The organism is Flavobacterium chungangensis, from assembly GCF_042654045.1.
Classification (GTDB): domain Bacteria; phylum Bacteroidota; class Bacteroidia; order Flavobacteriales; family Flavobacteriaceae; genus Flavobacterium; species Flavobacterium chungangensis.
The window spans coordinates 429131-449675 of record NZ_JBHSFY010000001.1; the positions used below are offsets into that span (position 1 = coordinate 429131).

The window sequence follows — 20545 nt, forward strand, 5'->3', positions numbered from 1 at the left end:
TCTATTTTATTTTCCTTCTAAAACAACAACTGAGAAAGGAGGAATAGTGATTTCAAGTTTTCCTTTTTTGTTTTCGAAACCTTTAAAAGCTGTTGGAACAATTTTATTTGGGTTTTCAAATGAATTATAATCTTGTAATTTAGCCGATGTTATAACCGCTCCTGTGAAGTTTTTCACACCTAAATCTTTTACATCAATTTCTATTTTGTTTTTGTTTTTTGCATCCACATTCACTAATGAAATATGAACTGCGCCATTTTTATCTTTTGATGCTGAAACCGAAACCGCAGGAAGTTTTTCTCCATTAAAAGTGTATGATGGCGATTCGAAACTTACTGGCAATAACTTCGCATCTTGATGCACGCTGTACATTTTCATTACATGATAGGTTGGCGTTACAATCATTTTAGCTTTGTCTGTAAGGATTACAGCTTGTAAAACGTTAACACATTGTGCTAGGTTTGCCATACGAACGCGATCTGCATGGTTATTGAAAATGTTAAGAGTCGCTCCAGCTAAAACCGCATCACGCATTGTATTTTGCTGATATAAAAATCCTGGATTTGTTCCTTTTTCTACTTCGTACCATCCCCCCCATTCGTCAACAATCATAGCTACTTTTTTCTCAGGATCGTACTTGTCCATAATAGCAGAATGTTTCGTAACCAATTCTTCCATTTTTAGAGCCGACTGCATCGTTTTAAAATAACCTTCTTCTGTAAAATTTCTATCGTCTCCTTTTTTACCCCAGTCAATTACAGCATAATGATGAACTCCAACTCCGCCTAACATATTTAGCGGAATTCCTTTCATTAAAACTTCTGTCCAATTGTAATCTGCACTGTTTGATCCAGAAGCAATTCTTGTGATTCCTCCCGTATTTTCCCAGTCAGACATGAAAGTTGCGTATTTGCGATATTCTCCCGCATAATATTCTGCGGTCATATTTCCACCGCATCCCCAAGCTTCATTTCCAATTCCCCAATACTTGACTTTCCAAGGTTCTTTTCTTCCATTTTTAGCACGTAAATCACTCATCGGACTTTTACCGCTGAAGTTCGTATACTGAACCCAGTCTGCTAGTTCCTGAACCGTTCCGCTTCCTACATTTCCAGATAAATAAGGCTCTGCTCCAAGAAGTTCACACATGTTCAAGAAATCGTGTGTTCCGAAACTGTTATCTTCAGTAACTCCGCCCCACCATTTGTTTACAATAGTTGGTCTTTGTTCTTGTGGCCCGATTCCATCTTTCCAATGGTAAGTATCAGCGAAACAGCCTCCTGGCCATCTTAAATTTGGAATTTTTAAATCTTTTAAAGCCGCAATAATATCATTTCTTACTCCTTTTGTATTTGGAATTTTCGAAGTATCTCCCACAAAAAATCCTCCGTAAATACAACGCCCTAAATGCTCTGCAAAATGACCGTAGATATTTTTGTCAATTGTTGGCGCATCGGCCGTATTTTTAATGGTGATTGTGGTCTGCGCAAAATTTAGCTGACTGCAAAACGAAATAAGAAATGTGATTAAAAGTGCTTTTTTCATAGTGGTTTTTATTGTAGAGGAAAGCCCAAAAACTTTCCTCTGAATTTTAATTTTTTAATAAGAAAGTGTCGGCCATCCTGATGACCAAGTAAAGTATACAATTTCGAGTTTTGGATTTCCGCTGTCGGCTCCGTCATAATAATGAACCGCTCCCTTTTGCGTTCCTGTAATTCTTGACAAATGCCCTGGACCGATATAATTTCCTTGTGAAGCCAAAACGGTTGTTCCGCCGCCGCTTTTTAGAGATACTCCGTTTTTATCCACAAAAGGCCCAAACGGACTTGTAGAACGCCCAACTACAATATAGTAGGTGCTGTTAACTCCATTGCAGCAAGTTCCTCGGTTTACAAATAAGTAATAATAGCTTCCTTCTTTAATTAAACAAGGAGCCTCCCAAGATGCGCTGTTTCCGCCAGCAACAATGGTTTTGCTTCCTGTTGTTTTTCCTGTTGAAGGATTAATTTGAATTACACCAATACCTGCATGCCATGAACCGTAAGCCATATAGACATTGCTTCCATCTACTAAAATTGACGGATCGATTGCATTAACATCTGATGCTGATGAAGAAGAAACAACAACTCCTCTGTCTGTCCATGTTGTTCCTGCGCTTTGCGAAATGGCTGGTGTTGTAACCAATCCGATTGCAGAAGTAGCCGAACCAAATGTAGAACAGGAATAGTACATATTCCATCTGTTATTGAACCAAGCAACGTCTGGTGCCCAAAACGTTTTCACGAATCCTGGAACATATCCTGTAATCCAACTTGGTGTTGATGAAAACACCGATGTTCCGCATGCCCAGCTTGTAAGATTTGTAGAATAAGTTACTGGAATATTATCTCCCGTAGTAAAAACATAATAATTAACACCACTTTTTACAATCGTACTTGGATCATGTGATGGCACATTTCCGCTGACTGTTTTGGCTGTTGAATTGGTAACCTTTGAATCCTCTGCATTTACAACTGCTGTTGTTCCTTCTTGAGTTGGGACAATATCTTCATTCTGACAACTCCCAAATAATATCGCTAATAAAATCAAACTTGTAATTGTTTTCATTATTCTAATTTTAGTTACTGTTAAAAATTACTTCTCTTGTATTCCAAATTCTAAGGCATAATATCATGTGAAGAATCCACAACCTTCACATGATATTAGGTATTCAAACTAACTCAAATAAATATTAATAACTGTCGTTTTGAACAGTTCCCGGGTTGTTATCCATTTCTAATTGTGGAATTGGGAAATATTCTCTTCCTGCTGTATAAGAATTAAACTCTGCATCTCTTGCTTTTAACCAAGCTAATTTAGCAGGGTCTTGAAGCCATCCCCAACGGCGGATATCGTCAAAACGGTGTCCTTCTAGAGGGAATTCTAAAAATCTTTCGTGACCAATTTGTTCTCTCATTTGCGCTTGAGACAATCCTGGTTTTGCAGTGGCTAAATCAGGAAGATTTACTCTGTCTCTTACCATTTGAATGTAAGTATAAGCTCCTTGAGTATCGCCCGTTTCATTCAAACATTCTGCATACATTAAAAGAACATCAGCATATCTTAATAAACGCTCATTGATTCCGGAACGCCAATCGTATTCGTCTGCAAATTGTCCGTCAGAGTTTTGGTATTTTCTGCAGAATAAATCATTTAAATCGGCTGGACTTGAGGCATAGAATGTTGCAAAATCTTTTCCGTACAATTGCATTCCGCCTGGTTTATTGTAGAAAATAGTAGCATCTAGACGAGGATCATCTTGTCCTGTTTTTGTTTTTTCTTCTTTAAATTCATTAAACAATGCCCAAGTTGGCTGAACGTCTGTCCATCCAAAAGCGCGTGGTGCATAGGTAATGGCTCTTGCAGATGTTTTTCCCCATCCAGAAGCAGGAGCACCTCCCCAACCTAAATCGACACCTCCGGCATCACGGCTAAATTGCACTTCAAAAAGAGATTCTGAATTGTTTTCGTTTGCTGTTGTGAAGTTATCACGGTAATTTGCAACCAAAGAATAAACTCCTAAATCTATTACTTGCTTAAACGTTGTTTTAGCATTTGTAAAATCTTTTGTAAACAAATAGGCTTTTCCTAAATATCCTAACGCTGCACCTTTAGTTGCACGTCCTTTTTGTCCTCCATCTAATCCTGAAAGGCCAACATAAGAATTTGGAAGTAATTCTGCTGCTGCTTTAAAGTCTGCAATAACTTGTGCCCAGCCTTCATCTTGTGTTTTTTGAGGATAATAAACTGCTAATTCTGTTGGAAGAGGTACATTCTTAAACATGTTTACTGCATGAAAAAAATACAATCCTCTTAAGAAATAAGCTTGTCCTATAATCCTGTTTTTTAAAGCTTCGTCTTCAAATTCAATTCCGGGTACATTTGTCAATACTTGATTGGCACGGTAAATACCTTGATAATAGGTTTCGTAAGCCCATCCATAAATCGCTGCATCTGCAACATTTGAATTAAAGTGCCCCACATTATACATTGAACCCCAAGGGCTATTGGTACGAGAATCATCTGCTTTTACATCTAGCAATAATGGCGTGCTTCTCATGTAAGTTCCATCTGTTAGTAAACTTCCGTAAGCAGCATTTACACCTTGCAATGCATCTTCATCTGTTTTCCAAAAGTTATCGACTGAATCATTATTTGGATCTAGTTGAGTCAAATCTTCGTTATCCACACAGCTTGTGGTTACCAAGGCTAGTGAAAGGAAAACGGTTATATAGCTAAAAAATTTAGATTTCATTTTAATACGTTTTAATGGTTAGACCTGGTTAGAAGCTCACTTCTACTCCTAAAGAAATTGTTCTTGGATTTGGAAAAGATCCTGCATCATATCCTCTTGAAAGTAATCCGTCACTGTTAAAGTCAGGATCATATCCTTTATATTTAGAGATAATCAACAGATTTTGACCATTTAGGTAAACCTTAGCTTTTTCAATAAATTTATCTTTTATCGGAATGTTATACCCGATTTCCATTGTTTGCAGTTTCACATAATCACCGCTTTCAATAAATCTGTTTGAATCTCTGCTGTTTCCATTTGGATCTCCAATAACTGGAGCTGGAATATTGGTATTGGTATTAGTTGGTGTCCAATAATTTAACTCATCTGTATGATGGTTTGTATATTGTCCGATCATCAAATTGCGGTACATTGCATTAAATACTTTGTTACCTCCCGCTCCCTGCCAAAACATAGAGAAATCAAAGTTAGAATAAGAAGCAATGAAATTGAATCCGAAGCCATATTTAGGAATTGTTACTCCCTGGAAAGTTCTATCTGCATCTGTAATTATTCCGTCACCATTTACATCTCTAAATTTCACGTCTCCAGGAGCCGCACCCGTTTGAGTTGGAGAAGACGCAACTTCAGCTGCATTTTGGAAAATTCCAACTGCTTCCCAAGCAAACATTTCTCCAACAGATCTTCCTACTTCGGTTTTAGAAACTGCTCCGTAGATCGGATTTCCGTTTACACCGATTTTAGTAACTTCATTTTTCAGTGTTCCAAAGTTTGCAGAAATATCATATTTAAATTTATGATGATGATTGCTGTAAGCTGCTGTAAACTCAACCCCTGAGTTTTTCATTGATCCTGCATTTGTGGTAACACTTGCTGGAAATGCCCCTGTAGAAAACGGAAGCGGAACGCCTAACAATAAGTCATCTGATTTTTTTACAAAGTACTCTGCTGTAAACTGTAAATCATTGTTTAAGAAACCTAATTCGATACCTACGTTTGAGTTTGTAGATTTTTCCCATTTTACATTAGGATCCAATGCCGCAACTACCGTCGTGCCTGGGGCAAGCTCATTATTAAAATCATAACCTGCAAAACTGTTTACGGTTGAAGCAAAGAAATATTGCGAAATGGTATTATTTCCTAATGTCCCGTAACCTCCTCTAAGTTTAATATTGCTGATCCATTCTGGCAATGTCCAGAATTTTTCGTTACTAAGTTTCCAACCTCCTGAAAAAGAGTAAAAGTTTGCCGAATTATTTTTTTCACTAAAAAGAGACGTTTTATCTTGTCTAAAGTTAGCCTGCACTAAATATCTGTCATCATAAGAATAATTCAATCTACTGATATAGGATATTCCTGTAATCGTAAATTTATATTCAGACGCATTTCTAGCGTCTGCATATTGAAGCATCGGAATATCGTTTGGAGTAAAACCTACACCTCTCATATTATATCTATGATAATCTCTTTTTTCTTGAATCCAACCTGCAAGAGCATCAAATTTATGTTTGCCTAATGTAACTTCATAAGTTAAAATGTTATTTAAAAATGTTCTTAACTCATTTCCCGTTTCAACATCTAGAGAGGCTTCGTCATTTGTAGTAATGTAATACCATCCTAAATCACTTGGCGGAATAAATTTTCTATTTTCCCAGTCTGTTCTATCGTAACTTACATCCAGTTTGTATTTTAGGCCTTTTACGATTTCTACTTCTCCCCAAACATCTCCAATAAAACGATTTCTTTTTCCATTATTATCAATCAGATTGTTGTATCCAATAGGGTTCATAGAAATTGCTCTCTGAGTCAAGTTATCTGTACCTCCATAACCTCCAAGCCTGTTTGCATCATAAACTGGCATAGTCGGAATAGCACCTAAAATATCACTTACAACCGTTTGACCTGCATTGTATTCATTAAAAATTTCTTTATCAGATTGTGTATAAGCTATTTTTGCACCGTATTTAAATTTTCCTTTCTTACCATTTAAATTTAAATTGGTTGACAATCTCTCATAGTCCTGAGGTGTTTTAATGTAACTTGTATTTTTAAAATAGTCAACATTAAAGCTATAAGCAATACTTTCTGCACCTCCTGTAAATGTCAAGGCTTGATTTTGTACAACACCAGTCTGAAAAGATTCTTTCTGCCAATCTGTATCTACATTTGATATGTACGATGAACTGTTTGGGTCATTTCCTGGAGCAATACTTACAGGAACACCTGCTCTAATATCTCTGTTTCTTTCGGCCTCGCTCGTAATTTTCTGATAACCTACTCGATCTGTAACATCCCACTTTTTAGCAACATTTTGAAGACCTACAATAGACTTGAATTTAATATCCATTTTGCCTTGTTTCCCCTTTTTAGTCGTAATAATTACAACACCATTTGCACCGCGAACACCATAAATAGCAGCCGATGATGCATCTTTTAAAACCTGCATAGATTCTATTTCTCCTGGAGCAAAATCATAAGGTGAATCGACCATAATTCCGTCGATTACAAAAAGTGGATTATTGTTGCTAAATGAAGTTATACCTCTAATCTTCACATTAACAAAACCTCCTGGTTCTCCTGAAGATTGTACAGTAACACCTGGCACTTGTCCTTGAAGCATTTTTGCGGCATCATACGTAACTACTTTTTTAGCCGATTCTAAATTTACAACACTTACAGAACCTGTTAAATCTGATTTCTTTTGAGTTCCGTAACCAATAACAACTACCTCGTTAAGTTTATTAGTGTCTTCGCCCAACGCCACATCAATTTTAGACTGGCTTCCTACGACTATCTCTTTGTTCTGAAATCCTATAAATGAAAAAACTAAAACATCATTTGGCGATGCTTTAATCGAATACTCTCCATCAAATCCAGTTGTAGCAACTGTTTTGGTTCCTTTTATTATAATGTTTACACCCGGCAAAGGAAGATTGTCTTGCGCCGATGTAACAACCCCTGTTATCGTTTTGCCTTGAGCAGACATCTGATTAACAGAAAATAATAGCATTAAAACTGCTAAAATCCAATTTGTTTTTGGCAATAGAAAATTGCAATACAAAAGTAATTTTTGTTTTGTAATCATAATGGTTTAGTTAAGATTGGTTAGTGGTTTAGTTAATAAGTGTTAATCTTACATTTGTAAATTTAACTAAAAAAAAATCATGTAAACAAATTAATATCACAAAAAAAGAGCTCAAAAAAAACACATATCGCAAATTAAGTGTCAAATTAACATTTAAAAATTCAAGTTTTTTTCAAAAAAATTGCTGTTTTAATGATTTTAATTGTGTAAAAAATACACTTTTACTGAAAAAGTCGTTTTTTAATCAAAAAATGATGGGAATAAAAAAAGTATAAATAATCTGTTTTTTAATGTTTTGAATTCAAAAAAAAGACAGTTTTGTAGGTAAAAGATTGTTTATTTTTGAGTCTTTTTGGCTAAACAGAACCTATTTTTACAAAAAACTATCCTTGACTGTCCTGTTTTTTTCTTAAAAAAATCTTAAAAAGAGAATTTGTATGTTATTTTTATGTAAAAAGTAACTTTTTTAACTATACATTTGAGTAGTTAATTATGTAAGTGTGAAATCTACATTAATAAATTATGATACGTTTTAAGAAGTTCATATATTTACCCATCCAAATTAATAATATATGCTAAATAGTTATAGCTCTGCTGATAAAGTTTTACTGGCAGTAGACTGCATCATTTTCGGATTCGACAATGATGGTCTAAAAATCCTTTTAATTCAAAGAGATTTTGAGCCAGAAAAAGGAAAATGGTCCTTAATTGGAGGTTTTCTAAAACGCGATGAAGTCTTAGATGCTGCCGCAACCAGAATCTTAAATACCTATACAGGTCTTAATGATATTTATATGGAGCAACTTCATGCTTACAGTGAAATTGATCGTGACCCTGTAGAAAGAACCATCTCGGTTTCTTATTTCGCGTTAATTAACATCGAAAACCACAATGCAGAATTGATCCAGAATTACCACGCTGAATGGTTCCCGATTAACGACGCTCCAAACTTAATTTTTGACCATAACGAAATGGTTCAAAATGCGATTAAGAGGCTTCGATATAAAACTTCTGTAAAACCAATTGGTTTTGAATTGCTTCCGGAGAAATTCACCATGCGCCAGCTTTTAGAATTGTACGAAGCTATTTTGAGCAAAGAATTAGACAAAAGAAATTTCATCAGTAAAATAAACTCTCTGGAAATTCTAAATAAACTAGAAGAAAAAGACATGCAGTCTTCTCGAAAAGGTTCTTACTTATATACCTTCAACAAAGAGAAATATGAAGAAAAACTACTCAATAATTTTGTATTGAATTTATAAACTTTATTTATTCTCTCGCAGATTTAGGAGATTTGGCTGATAAAAGAAATCCCCCTGCATCTGCTAAATCTGCGGGAGAAATTTACAGCGAGTTACGCAATATAAGAGCAGATCTATTTTCGATCTGCTCTTTTGTTCCTTTTAAAACCATATCGGCCAGAATTTTTCCCATCAATTCAAAATTGGTTGAAATGGTGGTAATTCCGTTAGCGGCAATTTTCTTCAATGGCGTTTCATTGTACGATATAATTCCGAAATCTTCTCCCAACTTTAAATTTCTGCTCATTGCATTTTCTATAACCAAAAGCAAGTCGCGATCATGAGGTATAATGTACAGATCTCCCAAAGCAATAGATTGATTGCTGAAATCTGAAATAATTTCATAATCAAAACCATAAGTCTGGCAAAACGACTCAAACCCTAATTTCATTCCGGGAGGTTCTCTAAAACCAGGGAAAATTAAAATCAGTTTCTTGTATTTTGACAATCGCGATTTGCCTTTCATCAAACCTTCAAAAATATCTTTTTGGTGATTTTGATAAATTGCAGGAAACATTTTTAAATCTGAATTGGTCTGATCCAAAATAATTACGTCGCTTACTGGTAGGGTTTTTATAGAATCGACGATATCGTTTAAGTTCGTCGGCATAATAATGTATTTTGTATAATTTCCATTGCTGTCATTTAGCAGCTTTTTGAAAACTTGAACATTAAAGTGGTGAAAAAAAATATCGACCTGAACATTTTTTCCGATGTTTTTTAAAAACGAATTATAAATATCTTCTTTAAAAATATTCAACTCATCAAAAAGCAAAAAAACCTTCTGAGTTATAGTGATTTCAACGCTTTTAACGTAATATCCCTTTCCTGGAATAGCGTAAATGATTCCTCTTTTCTTCAATTCGTCATATGCCAATAAGACCGTATCGCGAGATAAAGAAAAAGCCAGACAGACTTTATTTACCGATGGAAGCCTATCGCCTTTAATCAAATTTCCTTCTTCAATCGCTTTTTCGATTGAAAGAATAATCTGCTTATATTTTGGCAGACCGATGTTATTTTGAATTGAAATAATGTTCATAATAAAAGTCATTTTGACTATAAATAACAAAAACTGGTAGGTACTGGTATGCAAAAATAATAAATGTTTCTATTTTTGGATTTCATTTTTGGTAAAAATTTTATGGAAATAAAACACATATCGCATTTAAAAGAGATTCATAATTGCAAATTATTTGGTTTAATGCCTAATAAGGAAGAAATTTATTCTTTTGATCTGGTTAATAAAAATGGAATGAAAGTTCAGATCATCAATTATGGAGCAACTGTAACTTCTATCCAAATTCCGCTTGACGGAAAATTAGTAGATGTTGTTTTAGGTTTTGATAATCTTGAAGCATATTTAGAATCTTATAATTTACCAAGCGCTCCTTATTTCGGAACTACAGTTGGCCGTTACGCAGGACGTATTCATAATGCGACTTTTAGCCTTGACGATAAAAAGTTTCAGCTAGACGGAAACAACAACGGCAACACGCTTCACGGAGGAGTAATGGGATTTGGAAGAAAAGCATGGAGTGTTGTTAATCCAACTTCTGGCGAAAATCCTTCTATTACTTTTGCCCTTTTGAGTGATCATTTAGACGAAAATTTTCCTGGAGAAATGACGGTTTATTTGACTTATACTTTGACCGAAGAGAATGAATTGAAGCTAGAATACAAAGCAACCTCAACAGAAGATACGATTATCAATTTGACGCACCATAGCTATTTTAACCTGGATGGACATGACGGAAATGTTTTAGAACAGCAAATGTTTATCAAATCGGCTAAAATGCTGGAAACCAATTCTGATAATATTCCAACAGGAAATTTTACCGATTTAACCAATCATGATTTTGATTTTAGAACTTCAAAAAACTGTCCGTTTCCAATTGACAATTCTTTTGTAGTGAATTCTAAAACTGAAATCGTAGCGCAGTTACTCAGCTTAAAAAATAACTTAAGAATGAATGTTTATACCGATCAGCCAAGTGTACATATATATGTAGGCGGAAATTGCTTCGGAAAACTCAAAGGAAAAGAAAACGTTGATTATAATGCGCAAAGCGGAATTTGTTTTGAAACTCAAAATTTCCCAGATGCGCCAAATCATGCGCATTTTCCAAATGCAGTTTTGAAAAAAGGCGAAGAATACACGCAAAAAACACTTTACAAATTTGAAAGTTTAAATTAATAATAACTGCTAGATAAAATAAAATAAAAATAATTTCATCCATCAAGTAAAATCTAATTGAATCTGCTGAAATCTTTTAAAATCTGCGTGAAATACTTTTGCCAAGATTTTTTCACGCAGATTTACACAGATTAAAGCTGATTTAGACAGATTTTGATTTAAGCTATAAGTAGTAGGTAGAATAGAAAAAATAATTTCACTCAACACATATAAAATTCTAAAACCACAATACACTAACTATATAATGAATGATATTTTAATACAGAATACCGTTGCTTTTTTTGAGAAATCTTTCGGATCTACTCCTCAAAAAACGGTACTTTCTCCAGGCAGAATCAACATCATTGGAGAACATATTGACTACAATGACGGTTATGTTTTGCCTGCTGCAATTGACAAAGTGATTTGCTTTGCTTTTGAAAAAAACAACACCAAAACTTCCAAAATAATTGCCATCGATTTGAATGAAGAATTTGAAATCGATTTGACTCAGGAGGTAAAACTGAGCGATGTGGTTTGGACCAATTACATTCGTGGTGTAATCAAACAATTGCAAGATAACGGATTTTCGTTTGATGGCTTCAACTGTGTTTTTAGCAGTAATATTCCGGTTGGTTCTGGATTGTCTTCTTCTGCAGCTTTGGAATGCGGAATGATTTTCGGAATCAAATCGCTGTTTGATTTAAAAATCGAGAAAAAAGACATTTCATTATTAGGGCAAAAAGCAGAACATTGGGTTGGTATCAACTGCGGAATTATGGACCAGTTTTCAAGCGTTCACGGTCTTGAAAATAAAGTGATCAAACTAGATTGCAACACTTTAGATTTTGAATATCACAATGCCGACTTCAAAGATTATTCTCTAATTTTATTTGATTCTAATGTAAAACATTCGCTTTTTACATCAGAATATAATACCAGAAGAATTGAATGTGAGGAAGGTTTATCTATCATAAAAAATCATTTCCCAGAAGTAAAAAGTTTCAGAGATTCTTCTGTAGAACAAGTTTTGAGCTTAAAAGATAAAATGACTGAAAAAGTTTTTGACCGAGTTCATTTTGTTGTAAAAGAAATCAATCGCGTTATCAAAGCTTGTGAAGCATTAGACCAAGGAAACATTGAACTTTTAGGAGAATTGCTTTTTGAAACACATTATGGTCTATCTAAAGAATACGAGGTAAGCTGCGAAGAATTAGACATGCTTGTTGATACCGCAAAAGAAGACGATTCCATTATTGGTTCCCGACTTATGGGAGGTGGTTTTGGAGGCTGCACTATCAATTTAGTTAAAAAAGGAAATGAAAATGAGGTAAAGCGTAAGTTCTCTAAACTTTATTTAGATACATTTGGAATTGAATTAAAATTCTATGATGTAAAAATCTCTAACGGAACAACGCTACTTTAAAACCACAACTGTACAATGAAAAATTTTGACATTAACGAAGATCCTCACAGACGCTTCAACCCATTAATTAACGAATGGGTCTTGGTTTCACCTCACCGTGCAAAACGACCTTGGCAAGGACAAAATGAAACTATTTCAACAGAAGAACTTCCTAAGTACGACCCAACTTGTTACTTGTGTCCAGGAAATGTTCGTGCCAACGGAATGAATAATCCGCAATACGAAAGCAGTTTTGTTTTTGAAAATGATTTTGCTGCTATGAAACAGGACGAAATCATTTTTGAAGATGATATTAAACATACTTTTTTTAAAGCAAAACCAGAACAGGGAATTTCGAGAGTGGTTTGCTTTTCGCCAAGACACGATCTGACTCTTCCAGAAATGGAAATTGCCGATATTGAAAACATCATTAGAACTTGGCAGAAAGAATACACCGATTTAGGAAATATTAAATTCATCAACCACGTTCAGATTTTTGAAAACAAAGGAAGTGTTATGGGCTGCAGCAACCCGCACCCGCACGGCCAAATTTGGGCACAATCTTCTCTGCCGACTCAGGTTGAAAAAACACAAAACAGCTTAAAATCGTACTACGATAAAAATCAGACAACATTGTTAGAAGATTACGTAAAAGCCGAATTGAAAGCTGGCGATCGCATCGTAATCGAAAATGATCATTTTGTGGCATTGGTTCCATTTTGGGCAATCTGGCCATACGAAACTATGATTATCAGCAAAAGAGCTGTAAACAAAATCACCAATTTTACTGAAGATGAAAGCACCGCTTTCGCGAAAATCTTAAAGCAACTTACAACGAAGTATGACAATTTATTTAATACTTCATTCCCATATTCGTCAGGAATTCACCAATCGCCAACAGATGGTTTAATCCATCCAGAATGGCATTTCCACATGCATTTTTATCCACCTTTGTTGAGATCTGCAACGGTAAAGAAATTCATGGTCGGATATGAAATGTTGGGCGAATCGCAGCGTGATATTACACCTGAAAAAAGTGCTGAAATTTTGAGACAGCTTTCAGATGTACATTACAAAAGTCTAGTAAAAGCTTAATGGTTTTGTGTTGTCCTTAATCCAAATCTAAAAATTTAACACAATTCTTATTAGATAAATGTAAAAAACACATTTACTAATGGTTAATTTCTAAATTTTTATTTTACATTTGGCTTCTGCTTTATTTTCGCAAAAAAATAACAGAAATAAAACACATCTTGCATTTTTAACAAGATTTGACAACACAAAAACTGATTTAAAACCACATAAACAAACAACCCTATAATAATTATTTAAAATACTACTAACAATGAACCAAAACCTCGCTTTCGCAGACTATGCGGTTTTTATTATTTATTTTATCGTAGTCTCGGTCTACGGTTATACCGTTTACCGCAAACGTAAACAAGACGAACAAGATGCTAAAGCTTACTTTTTGGCTGAAGGAAATTTAACTTGGTGGGCAATTGGAGCTTCTCTTATTGCTTCTAATATCTCTGCAGAACAGTTCATCGGAATGAGCGGCGAAGGATTCTTCTTAGGAATTGCTGTTGCTGCTTACGAATGGCTTGCTGCCGTTGCTCTTATTATTGTCGCGGTGTGGTTTATTCCTGTATATCTTAAAAATAAGATTTACACGATGCCACAATTCTTAAAAACACGTTACAACGAATCTACTGCACTTATCATGGCTGTATTCTGGCTGTTTTTATATGTTTTCGTAAACCTTACTTCTATTTTATACTTAGGAGCTGTTGCGATTAACAAACTTGCGGGTGGAGAATATCTTCACGTAATTATGCTTGGATTGGCTATTTTTGCTTTGTTTATTTCTCTTGGAGGAATGAAGGTTGTGGCTTATACAGACGTTATTCAGGTGGCTGTATTAATTATTGGAGGTTTAGTAACTTCTTATATTGCCTTAACAACAGTTGCAGAAGCTTTTGGTGTTGGCCAAAACGCAATTGCCGGTTTCAAAGTCTTGATGAGAGAGGCGCCAGAGCATTTTAAAATGATTATTCCGAAACCAACTGCGACGTCTTCTCAGCTTGAAATCGATAAATATTTAACTTTCCCTGGATTGTTATCTTACGCTGCTGGTATCTGGATCATCAACTTAAACTATTGGGGATGTAACCAATACATTACACAAAGAGCACTTGGAGCAGATTTACAAACCGCTCGTACAGGAATTTTATTCGCTGGTATGTTAAAATTATTAATGCCACTTATCGTAATGCTTCCTGGTATTGCTGCTTACGTTTTATATACAAACGGCCATTTACCTCAATTGGAGGGAGGAGTAAAAGACGAGGCATATTCTGCTATATTAACATTCCTTCCAACTGGATTAAAAGGTCTTTCTGTTGCGGCTCTTACTGCTGCAATTGTAGCATCGTTAGCTGGAAAAGTAAACAGTATTTCTACAATCTACACATTAGACGTTCATAAAAAATACATCCAGAAAGATGCTGGCGAAAAACAGCAGGTAAACATCGGGCGTCTTGCCGTTTTTGTTGCCATGCTTTTAGCTGTGTTATTTACATGGAATGATGTCTTAGGAATTGGTGGCGTTGGAGGATTTACCTACATCCAAAAATACACCGGATTCATTAGCCCTGGAGTTTTTGCTATGTTCTTCTTAGGTATGTTCTGGAAAAGAACTACTGGAACAGCGGCAATTGTTGGGGTAATTTTAGGATTCTTATTATCTGTTTTATTCAACGAATACGCTCCGGCTTTATTTGGAAACGATACACTTTTATACACAGCTTACCCTAACGGAAAAGGAGGTTTCGAAATTCCGTTCCATATCTGTATGGGATTATCATTCTTATTTACAATGATTGCCATGATTCTAATAAGTTTCGCTGGTCCAAAAGTAAACCCTAAAGCATTTGAAATTGATTCTGAAATGTTTAAAGTTAAACCGCAGACAACAGTCTTAATCGTAATTACATTATTGATTATTGCTGCGCTTTATGTTAAGTTCTGGTAATAAATTATCAGTTCTATTCTCTCTATCTTTACAGCTGTTGTTTGTCATGAACAACAGCTGTAAATTTTTAAAAAAGTTTTAAAATAGAAATAAAAGCTACAGACTAAAATGATTCGCTTTATTTTGTCACCCTGAGCGAAGTCGAAGGGCGCTCCAATTGGGCGTGGGCTTCGACTTCGCTCAGCCTGACAAAACTGGATTTAAAAAATCCTTTTAATCTTTATAATCTGTGGCAAAAAATATTAAACAGAATTTAAATTATAATATATAAATACCATGCAGTTATCATTAACCCAAAAAATCATTATCGTTACGGGAGGCGCAAAAGGAATCGGTTTAGGAATCGTTAAGGTTCTAGCCGAAGAAAATGCCATTCCGTTTATCGTTGGACGTAACGAAAATGACAACATCAAAGCCGTAGAAGAATTAAAAGCCATTGGAAAAGAAGCGCACCAAGTTGCCGCCGATTTGACAAAACCTGAAGACTGCAAAAAAGCCGTTGAAGCCGTAATCGAAAAATTCGGAAGAATTGACGGATTGGTAAACAATGCCGGCGTTAATGACGGCGTTGGATTAGAAAACGGAAATTATGAAGATTTCGCTGCTTCCCTTCACAAAAATTTAGTGCATTATTATTTAATGGCGCAGCACGCGCTTCCGTATTTAAAAGAATCAAAAGGAGCCATTGTAAACATTGGTTCTAAAACTGCCGAAACAGGTCAAGGCGGAACCTCAGCGTACGCCGCTTCAAACGGCGGAAGAAATGCTTTAACCCGAGAATGGGCCGTTGAATTATTGAAATATAGCATTCGTGTAAACGCTGTAATCGTTGCTGAATGTTACACACCGCTTTATGAAACGTGGATTAATACTTTTGAAAATAAAGAAGAAAAACTGGCTGCAATTACCAAAAATATTCCGTTAGAAAACAGAATGACAACCGCAGAAGAAATCGCGAATATGGTGGTTTTCTTATTGTCCGAAAAATCAAGTCATACAACAGGTCAAATTATTTATGTTGATGGCGGTTATACGCATTTAGATCGTTCTATTTAATTTTTTTAGTCACAGATTAAAAGGATTAGAATGATTCGCTTTAGTTTGTCACCCTGAGCGAAGTCGAAGGGCGTTCCAATTGGACGTGGGCTTCGACTCCGCTCAGCCTGACAAAACTGGACGTAAAAATCATTTTAATCCTTTTAATCTGTGGCATTTATTTAAATTCACATAGCACTATGTGTTCAAATTAGATTTGTTTTTTCACCCTTTTATGGATGACAAATTCTATGTTTCTATGTGTTTATTTTTTTGTTTCACGCAGATTCGGCAGATCAAGCAGATTTAATTCTAAAAATCCTTCTAATCTTTATAATCTGTGGCAAAACTAACCTTCGCATTATTTTTAAAATCAGAAGGCGTAATTCCTTTAACTTTTTTGAAGAGTTTATTAAAGTTTGAAGCCGTTTTATAACCGCATTCATACGCAATTTCAGACATGCTTTTATCCGTTTCCAACAACAATTTACAAGCATTCGAAATTCGGATTTCGTGCAGATAATCTACAAAATTCTTCTTCGTTTTTACCCTGAACATTCTGCAGAACGAAGTCCGCGTCATATTCGCGACAGCAGCAATTTCTTCTAGCGAAATATTCTTTTTATAATTTTTATTCACATATTGAAAAACCTCCGAAAGACGATCTACTTTCGAATCCTTCTGCATCAAAGAATAAATCTCGTCATTAATGTAAATCGTATCCTGACTTTCTGAAAGAATAGACAAAATCTCAAAAAGTCCAACAATGACTTCGAAGTCTTTTTTAGCAACTAACTTCTCTAGTTTCTTCGCAATCTGTTTATTGGTTTTTCCGATAATCGAAATTCCTTTTCCTGCCTGAAAAAAGAGTTCGTTGATTTTTTGGGTTTCTTTTAATTCGTAAAAAGTCGGTCCGAAAATATCCTTATGAAAATATACGACAATCGAATTGGCTCTTAAATCCTCAATTCCCTGATAATATTTTTCGTCATTTAACCAAACATGCGGAATATCAGAACCTAAAAAAACCATATCTCCAGGTTCAAATGGCATTACCGAATTTCCGATAATCCGCTTGCCGAAACTCTCTTTTACATACACCAATTCCAATTCCGGATGCGAATGAAAAGGCGCTTGAAAAAAAGGTTCAATACGATTCAGCACCGAAACCTTCGTGTTAAGATAAGACGCTATTTTGGTTTGTTCCAATTTCATACTGCAAAGATAATTAAAGATTAGATACGGATAATATTAGACTATTAACCAATGTGTAAAAAAACTAATTTTATTTTTCGTTAACTGCCCGAATTCTATAAAAATCAAGGGATTAAATTGTTATAAAACGAAAGCAGTGACATCAAAAAAAAAGAAAAAACAAACTACACAATGTCTGAGAATAACACAAAAAAACTGGTTGTAAAACTGCATCCAGACGATAATGTATTGGTTGCCTTAACCGATCTTCAAAAAGGCGAAACCATTCATTTTGAAAATGAAACTTACGTTTTACAAGACCTCATCAAAGCCAAACATAAATTCTACATGCAGGATATGAAGCAGGGAGAAGAAGTAAATATGTACGGTGTTTTGGTTGGAAAAGTGCAAAACGATTTGGCAAAAGGAAGTCTAATGACAACCGAAAACCTTAAACATGCTGCAGATCCTTATGCCTACAGAAATGCTTCTTACGAATGGAATGCACCAGATGTTTCCAAATTTGAAAACAGAACTTTTAAAGGTTACAAAAGAAAAGACGGACGCGTTGGAACGGCAAATTACTGGCTTTTTGTTCCGACTGTTTTTTGTGAAAACAGAAATTTAGATGTTATCAAAGAAGCATTGCACAAGCAATTGGGTTATGCTGTTACAGACAAATACAATCAATTTACGCACGAATTACTTGAGGGTTATTTGAACGGAAATGACATTAACGATATTAATATTGAATTAAATCCGACGCCAAAAAACAAACGTGTTTTTGAAAATGTAGACGGAATTAAATTCTTAAATCACCAAGGCGGCTGTGGCGGAACTCGTCAAGATGCTTCAACTTTGAGCGCTTTATTGGCTTCTTATGCCAATCATCCAAATGTGGGCGGAATCACACTTTTGAGTTTAGGATGTCAGCATTTACAAGTTCAAGATTTTGTAAATGATGTAAAAAGACAAAATCCAGAGTTTGACAAACCGTTGTTTATTTTTGAGCAACAGCAGACAGAAAGCGAAGAAGTTCTAATTACCAATGCAATCAAAAAAACTTTTGAAGGTTTAATCGAAATCAACCAATACGAAAGAACTGATGCGCCTTTAAGCGATTTATGTATTGGTGTAAAATGTGGAGGAAGCGATGGTTTCAGCGGTGTTTCTGCAAATCCTGCTGTGGGTTATACTTCAGATTTAGTCGTAGCTTTAGGCGGAAAAATTCTTTTGGCTGAATTCCCAGAATTATGCGGTGCCGAGCAGAATTTAATTGACAGATGTATTACGGAAGATAAGGCGAAAAAATTCATAGATTTAATGGAGTCTTATGATGAACTGGCACATAAAGTAGGTTCAGGTTTCCATATGAATCCGTCACCGGGAAATATCAAAGATGGTTTAATTACGGATGCCATAAAAAGTGCTGGAGCGGCAAAAAAAGGCGGAACTTCTCCTGTTGTTGATGTTTTAGATTATACCGAATTGGTTACAAAACCAGGCTTAAGTTTAGTTTGTACGCCAGGAAATGATGTGGAAGCAACAACTGGAAAAGCAGCTTCTGGAGCGACTTTAATTTTGTTTACAACGGGATTGGGAACTCCAACAGGAAATCCTGTTTGTCCTGTAATTAAAGTGGCAACAAACTCTGTTCTGGCAACCAGAATGAAAGATATTATCGATATTGACTGCGGACCAATTATCTCTGGTGAAAAATCTATTGAAGAAATGGGCGAAGAAATTTTAGAATATTGCATCAAAGCGGCAAGTGGTGAAATTATTCCGAAAGCAGTTCAATTAAACCAAGACGATTTTATTCCGTGGAAACGCGGCGTATCTTTGTAAAAGACTATTAAAAACAACTCATAAAAATTTATATCAAATGTTTTCATTACAAAATAAAAAAGCAATTATCACGGGCGGTGGAAGCGGAATTGGAAGAGCGATTTCGGTTTTATTTGCGAAACAAGGAGCTGAAGTTCACATTTTAGAATTGACTGAAGAAAGCGCAAAAGAAACGGTTGAAGAAATTAAATCAGCTGGAGGAAGTGTTTTTGCTCACGCTTGCGACGTTTCAAACCACGAACAAGTAAATTCAACTTTCCAAAAAATCGGAAACATTAATATTCTAGTAAACAACGCTGGAATTGCTCACGTTGGAAAAGTAGACACCACTTCAGAATCTGATTTTGATCGTATTATGAATGTAAACGTAAAAGGAGTTTACAACTGTCTTCATGCTTCTATTCCAGCATTAAGAAATTCTGGCGGAGGTGTAATTTTGAACTTGGCTTCGATTGCTTGCTGGGTTGGAATTCCAGATCGTTTTGCTTATTCTACTGCAAAAGGCGCTGTAATGGCGATGACTTTATCAGTTGCAAAAGATTATTTGAATGATAAAATCAGATGTAATTCTATTTCTCCGGCGAGAGTTCACACACCTTTCGTAGACGGATTTATCGCTAAAAATTATCCTGGAAAAGAAGAAGAGATTTTCGAAAAACTTTCACAATCACAGCCAATCGGCCGTATGGGAAAACCAGAAGAAATCGCAACTTTAGCTTTATTCTTATGTAGCGACGAGTCTTCTTTCATTACAGGTTCAGATTACCCAATTGATGGTGGTTTTATTAAATTAAATAACTAAAAATTTATTTAGCCACAGATTTAAAGGATTAAAATGATTTTTAAAAATCTGCTAAATCTGCTAAATCTGTGTGAAAAAATTTAAACACATAGAAACATAGATTTTTTTAATAAGTAAAAGAGTAAAGAACAAATCTAGATTTGAACACATAGCTTATGTGACCTCAGATTAATGAAATGCCTTTTTTAGATAAAGAAAAACTATGATTCTATGTGTTTAAAAAAAATAAAGCCACAGATTATAAAGATTAAAAGGATTTAAAAAAATCTGCTCTGTCTGCAAGATCTGCGTGCAAAAAAAATTAAGCACAGTTTAAAAAATCATTCTAATCCTTTAAATCTGTGGCAAAAAAATAAACACATTACTAAAAA

Annotated in this window: 14 protein-coding genes; 8 read left to right on the plus strand and 6 right to left on the minus strand. The window is 35.1% G+C overall.

Translation table 11 applies throughout. From position 1 onward, the window contains the following. Window positions 1-6 precede the first annotated feature (6 nt). The 4 genes from ACFO3N_RS01915 to ACFO3N_RS01930 form a co-directional block, all read right to left on the minus strand. Window positions 7-1545 carry an alpha-N-arabinofuranosidase gene (locus tag ACFO3N_RS01915; protein ID WP_379794997.1) on the minus strand — a complete coding sequence of 513 codons (1539 nt, stop codon included), beginning with the start codon at window positions 1543-1545 and terminating at the stop codon, window positions 7-9. A gap of 54 nt (window positions 1546-1599) precedes the next feature. Then, complete coding sequence (locus ACFO3N_RS01920) at window positions 1600-2607, minus strand: arabinan endo-1,5-alpha-L-arabinosidase (RefSeq protein WP_379794998.1); 1008 nt, start codon at window positions 2605-2607, stop codon at window positions 1600-1602. 124 nt (window positions 2608-2731) lie between these two features. Then, on the minus strand, window positions 2732-4294 hold the full coding sequence (locus ACFO3N_RS01925) for a RagB/SusD family nutrient uptake outer membrane protein (RefSeq protein WP_379794999.1): 1563 nt from the start codon (window positions 4292-4294) through the stop codon (window positions 2732-2734). 28 nt (window positions 4295-4322) lie between these two features. After that, a complete protein-coding gene (locus ACFO3N_RS01930; protein WP_379795000.1) occupies window positions 4323-7379 on the minus strand; it encodes a SusC/RagA family TonB-linked outer membrane protein in 3057 nt (1018 codons plus the stop codon). 572 nt (window positions 7380-7951) lie between these two features. On the opposite strand from ACFO3N_RS01930, the gene ACFO3N_RS01935 reads away from it, so the two are divergent. Continuing rightward, window positions 7952-8641 carry an NUDIX hydrolase gene (locus ACFO3N_RS01935; protein ID WP_095930664.1) on the plus strand — a complete coding sequence of 230 codons (690 nt, stop codon included), beginning with the start codon at window positions 7952-7954 and terminating at the stop codon, window positions 8639-8641. A gap of 82 nt (window positions 8642-8723) precedes the next feature. Here the strand turns inward: ACFO3N_RS01935 and ACFO3N_RS01940 are convergent, their stop codons facing one another. Further along, window positions 8724-9722, minus strand: a complete 999-nt coding sequence (locus ACFO3N_RS01940; protein WP_379795001.1) for a GntR family transcriptional regulator — start codon at window positions 9720-9722, stop codon at window positions 8724-8726. Between the two features lie 102 nt (window positions 9723-9824). Between ACFO3N_RS01940 and ACFO3N_RS01945 the strand changes: the two genes are divergently transcribed. The 5 genes from ACFO3N_RS01945 to ACFO3N_RS01965 all read left to right on the plus strand — a co-directional run bounded on the left by ACFO3N_RS01945 (window position 9825) and on the right by ACFO3N_RS01965 (window position 16351). Next, a complete protein-coding gene (locus ACFO3N_RS01945) occupies window positions 9825-10877 on the plus strand; it encodes an aldose epimerase family protein (RefSeq protein ID WP_379795002.1) in 1053 nt (350 codons plus the stop codon). Between the two features lie 244 nt (window positions 10878-11121). After that, window positions 11122-12282: a galactokinase gene (galK, locus tag ACFO3N_RS01950; RefSeq protein WP_379795003.1), complete on the plus strand. Its 1161-nt coding sequence runs from the start codon at window positions 11122-11124 to the stop codon at window positions 12280-12282. Between the two features lie 15 nt (window positions 12283-12297). After that, window positions 12298-13356: a UDP-glucose--hexose-1-phosphate uridylyltransferase gene (locus ACFO3N_RS01955; RefSeq protein WP_379795004.1), complete on the plus strand. Its 1059-nt coding sequence runs from the start codon at window positions 12298-12300 to the stop codon at window positions 13354-13356. 250 nt (window positions 13357-13606) lie between these two features. Beyond that, a complete protein-coding gene (locus tag ACFO3N_RS01960) occupies window positions 13607-15295 on the plus strand; it encodes a sodium/sugar symporter (RefSeq protein WP_379795005.1) in 1689 nt (562 codons plus the stop codon). Window positions 15296-15571: 276 nt separating this feature from the next. Continuing rightward, window positions 15572-16351 carry an L-fucose dehydrogenase gene (locus tag ACFO3N_RS01965; protein ID WP_198854985.1) on the plus strand — a complete coding sequence of 260 codons (780 nt, stop codon included), beginning with the start codon at window positions 15572-15574 and terminating at the stop codon, window positions 16349-16351. Between the two features lie 303 nt (window positions 16352-16654). Here ACFO3N_RS01965 and ACFO3N_RS01970 read toward each other — a convergent pair whose 3' ends face one another. Next, window positions 16655-17545, minus strand: coding sequence for an AraC family transcriptional regulator (locus tag ACFO3N_RS01970; RefSeq protein WP_379795006.1), 891 nt, complete (start codon window positions 17543-17545; stop codon window positions 16655-16657). Window positions 17546-17716: 171 nt separating this feature from the next. Here ACFO3N_RS01970 and ACFO3N_RS01975 point away from each other — a divergent pair, with 171 nt between their 5' ends. Together ACFO3N_RS01975 and ACFO3N_RS01980 are read left to right on the plus strand one after the other, a co-directional pair. Beyond that, window positions 17717-19372 (plus strand): UxaA family hydrolase, encoded by a 1656-nt coding sequence (locus tag ACFO3N_RS01975; protein ID WP_379795007.1) that lies wholly within the window; start codon window positions 17717-17719, stop codon window positions 19370-19372. A 37-nt stretch (window positions 19373-19409) separates the two neighbouring features. Beyond that, complete coding sequence (locus ACFO3N_RS01980; protein WP_379795008.1) at window positions 19410-20174, plus strand: SDR family NAD(P)-dependent oxidoreductase; 765 nt, start codon at window positions 19410-19412, stop codon at window positions 20172-20174. Window positions 20175-20545: the final 371 nt, after the last annotated feature.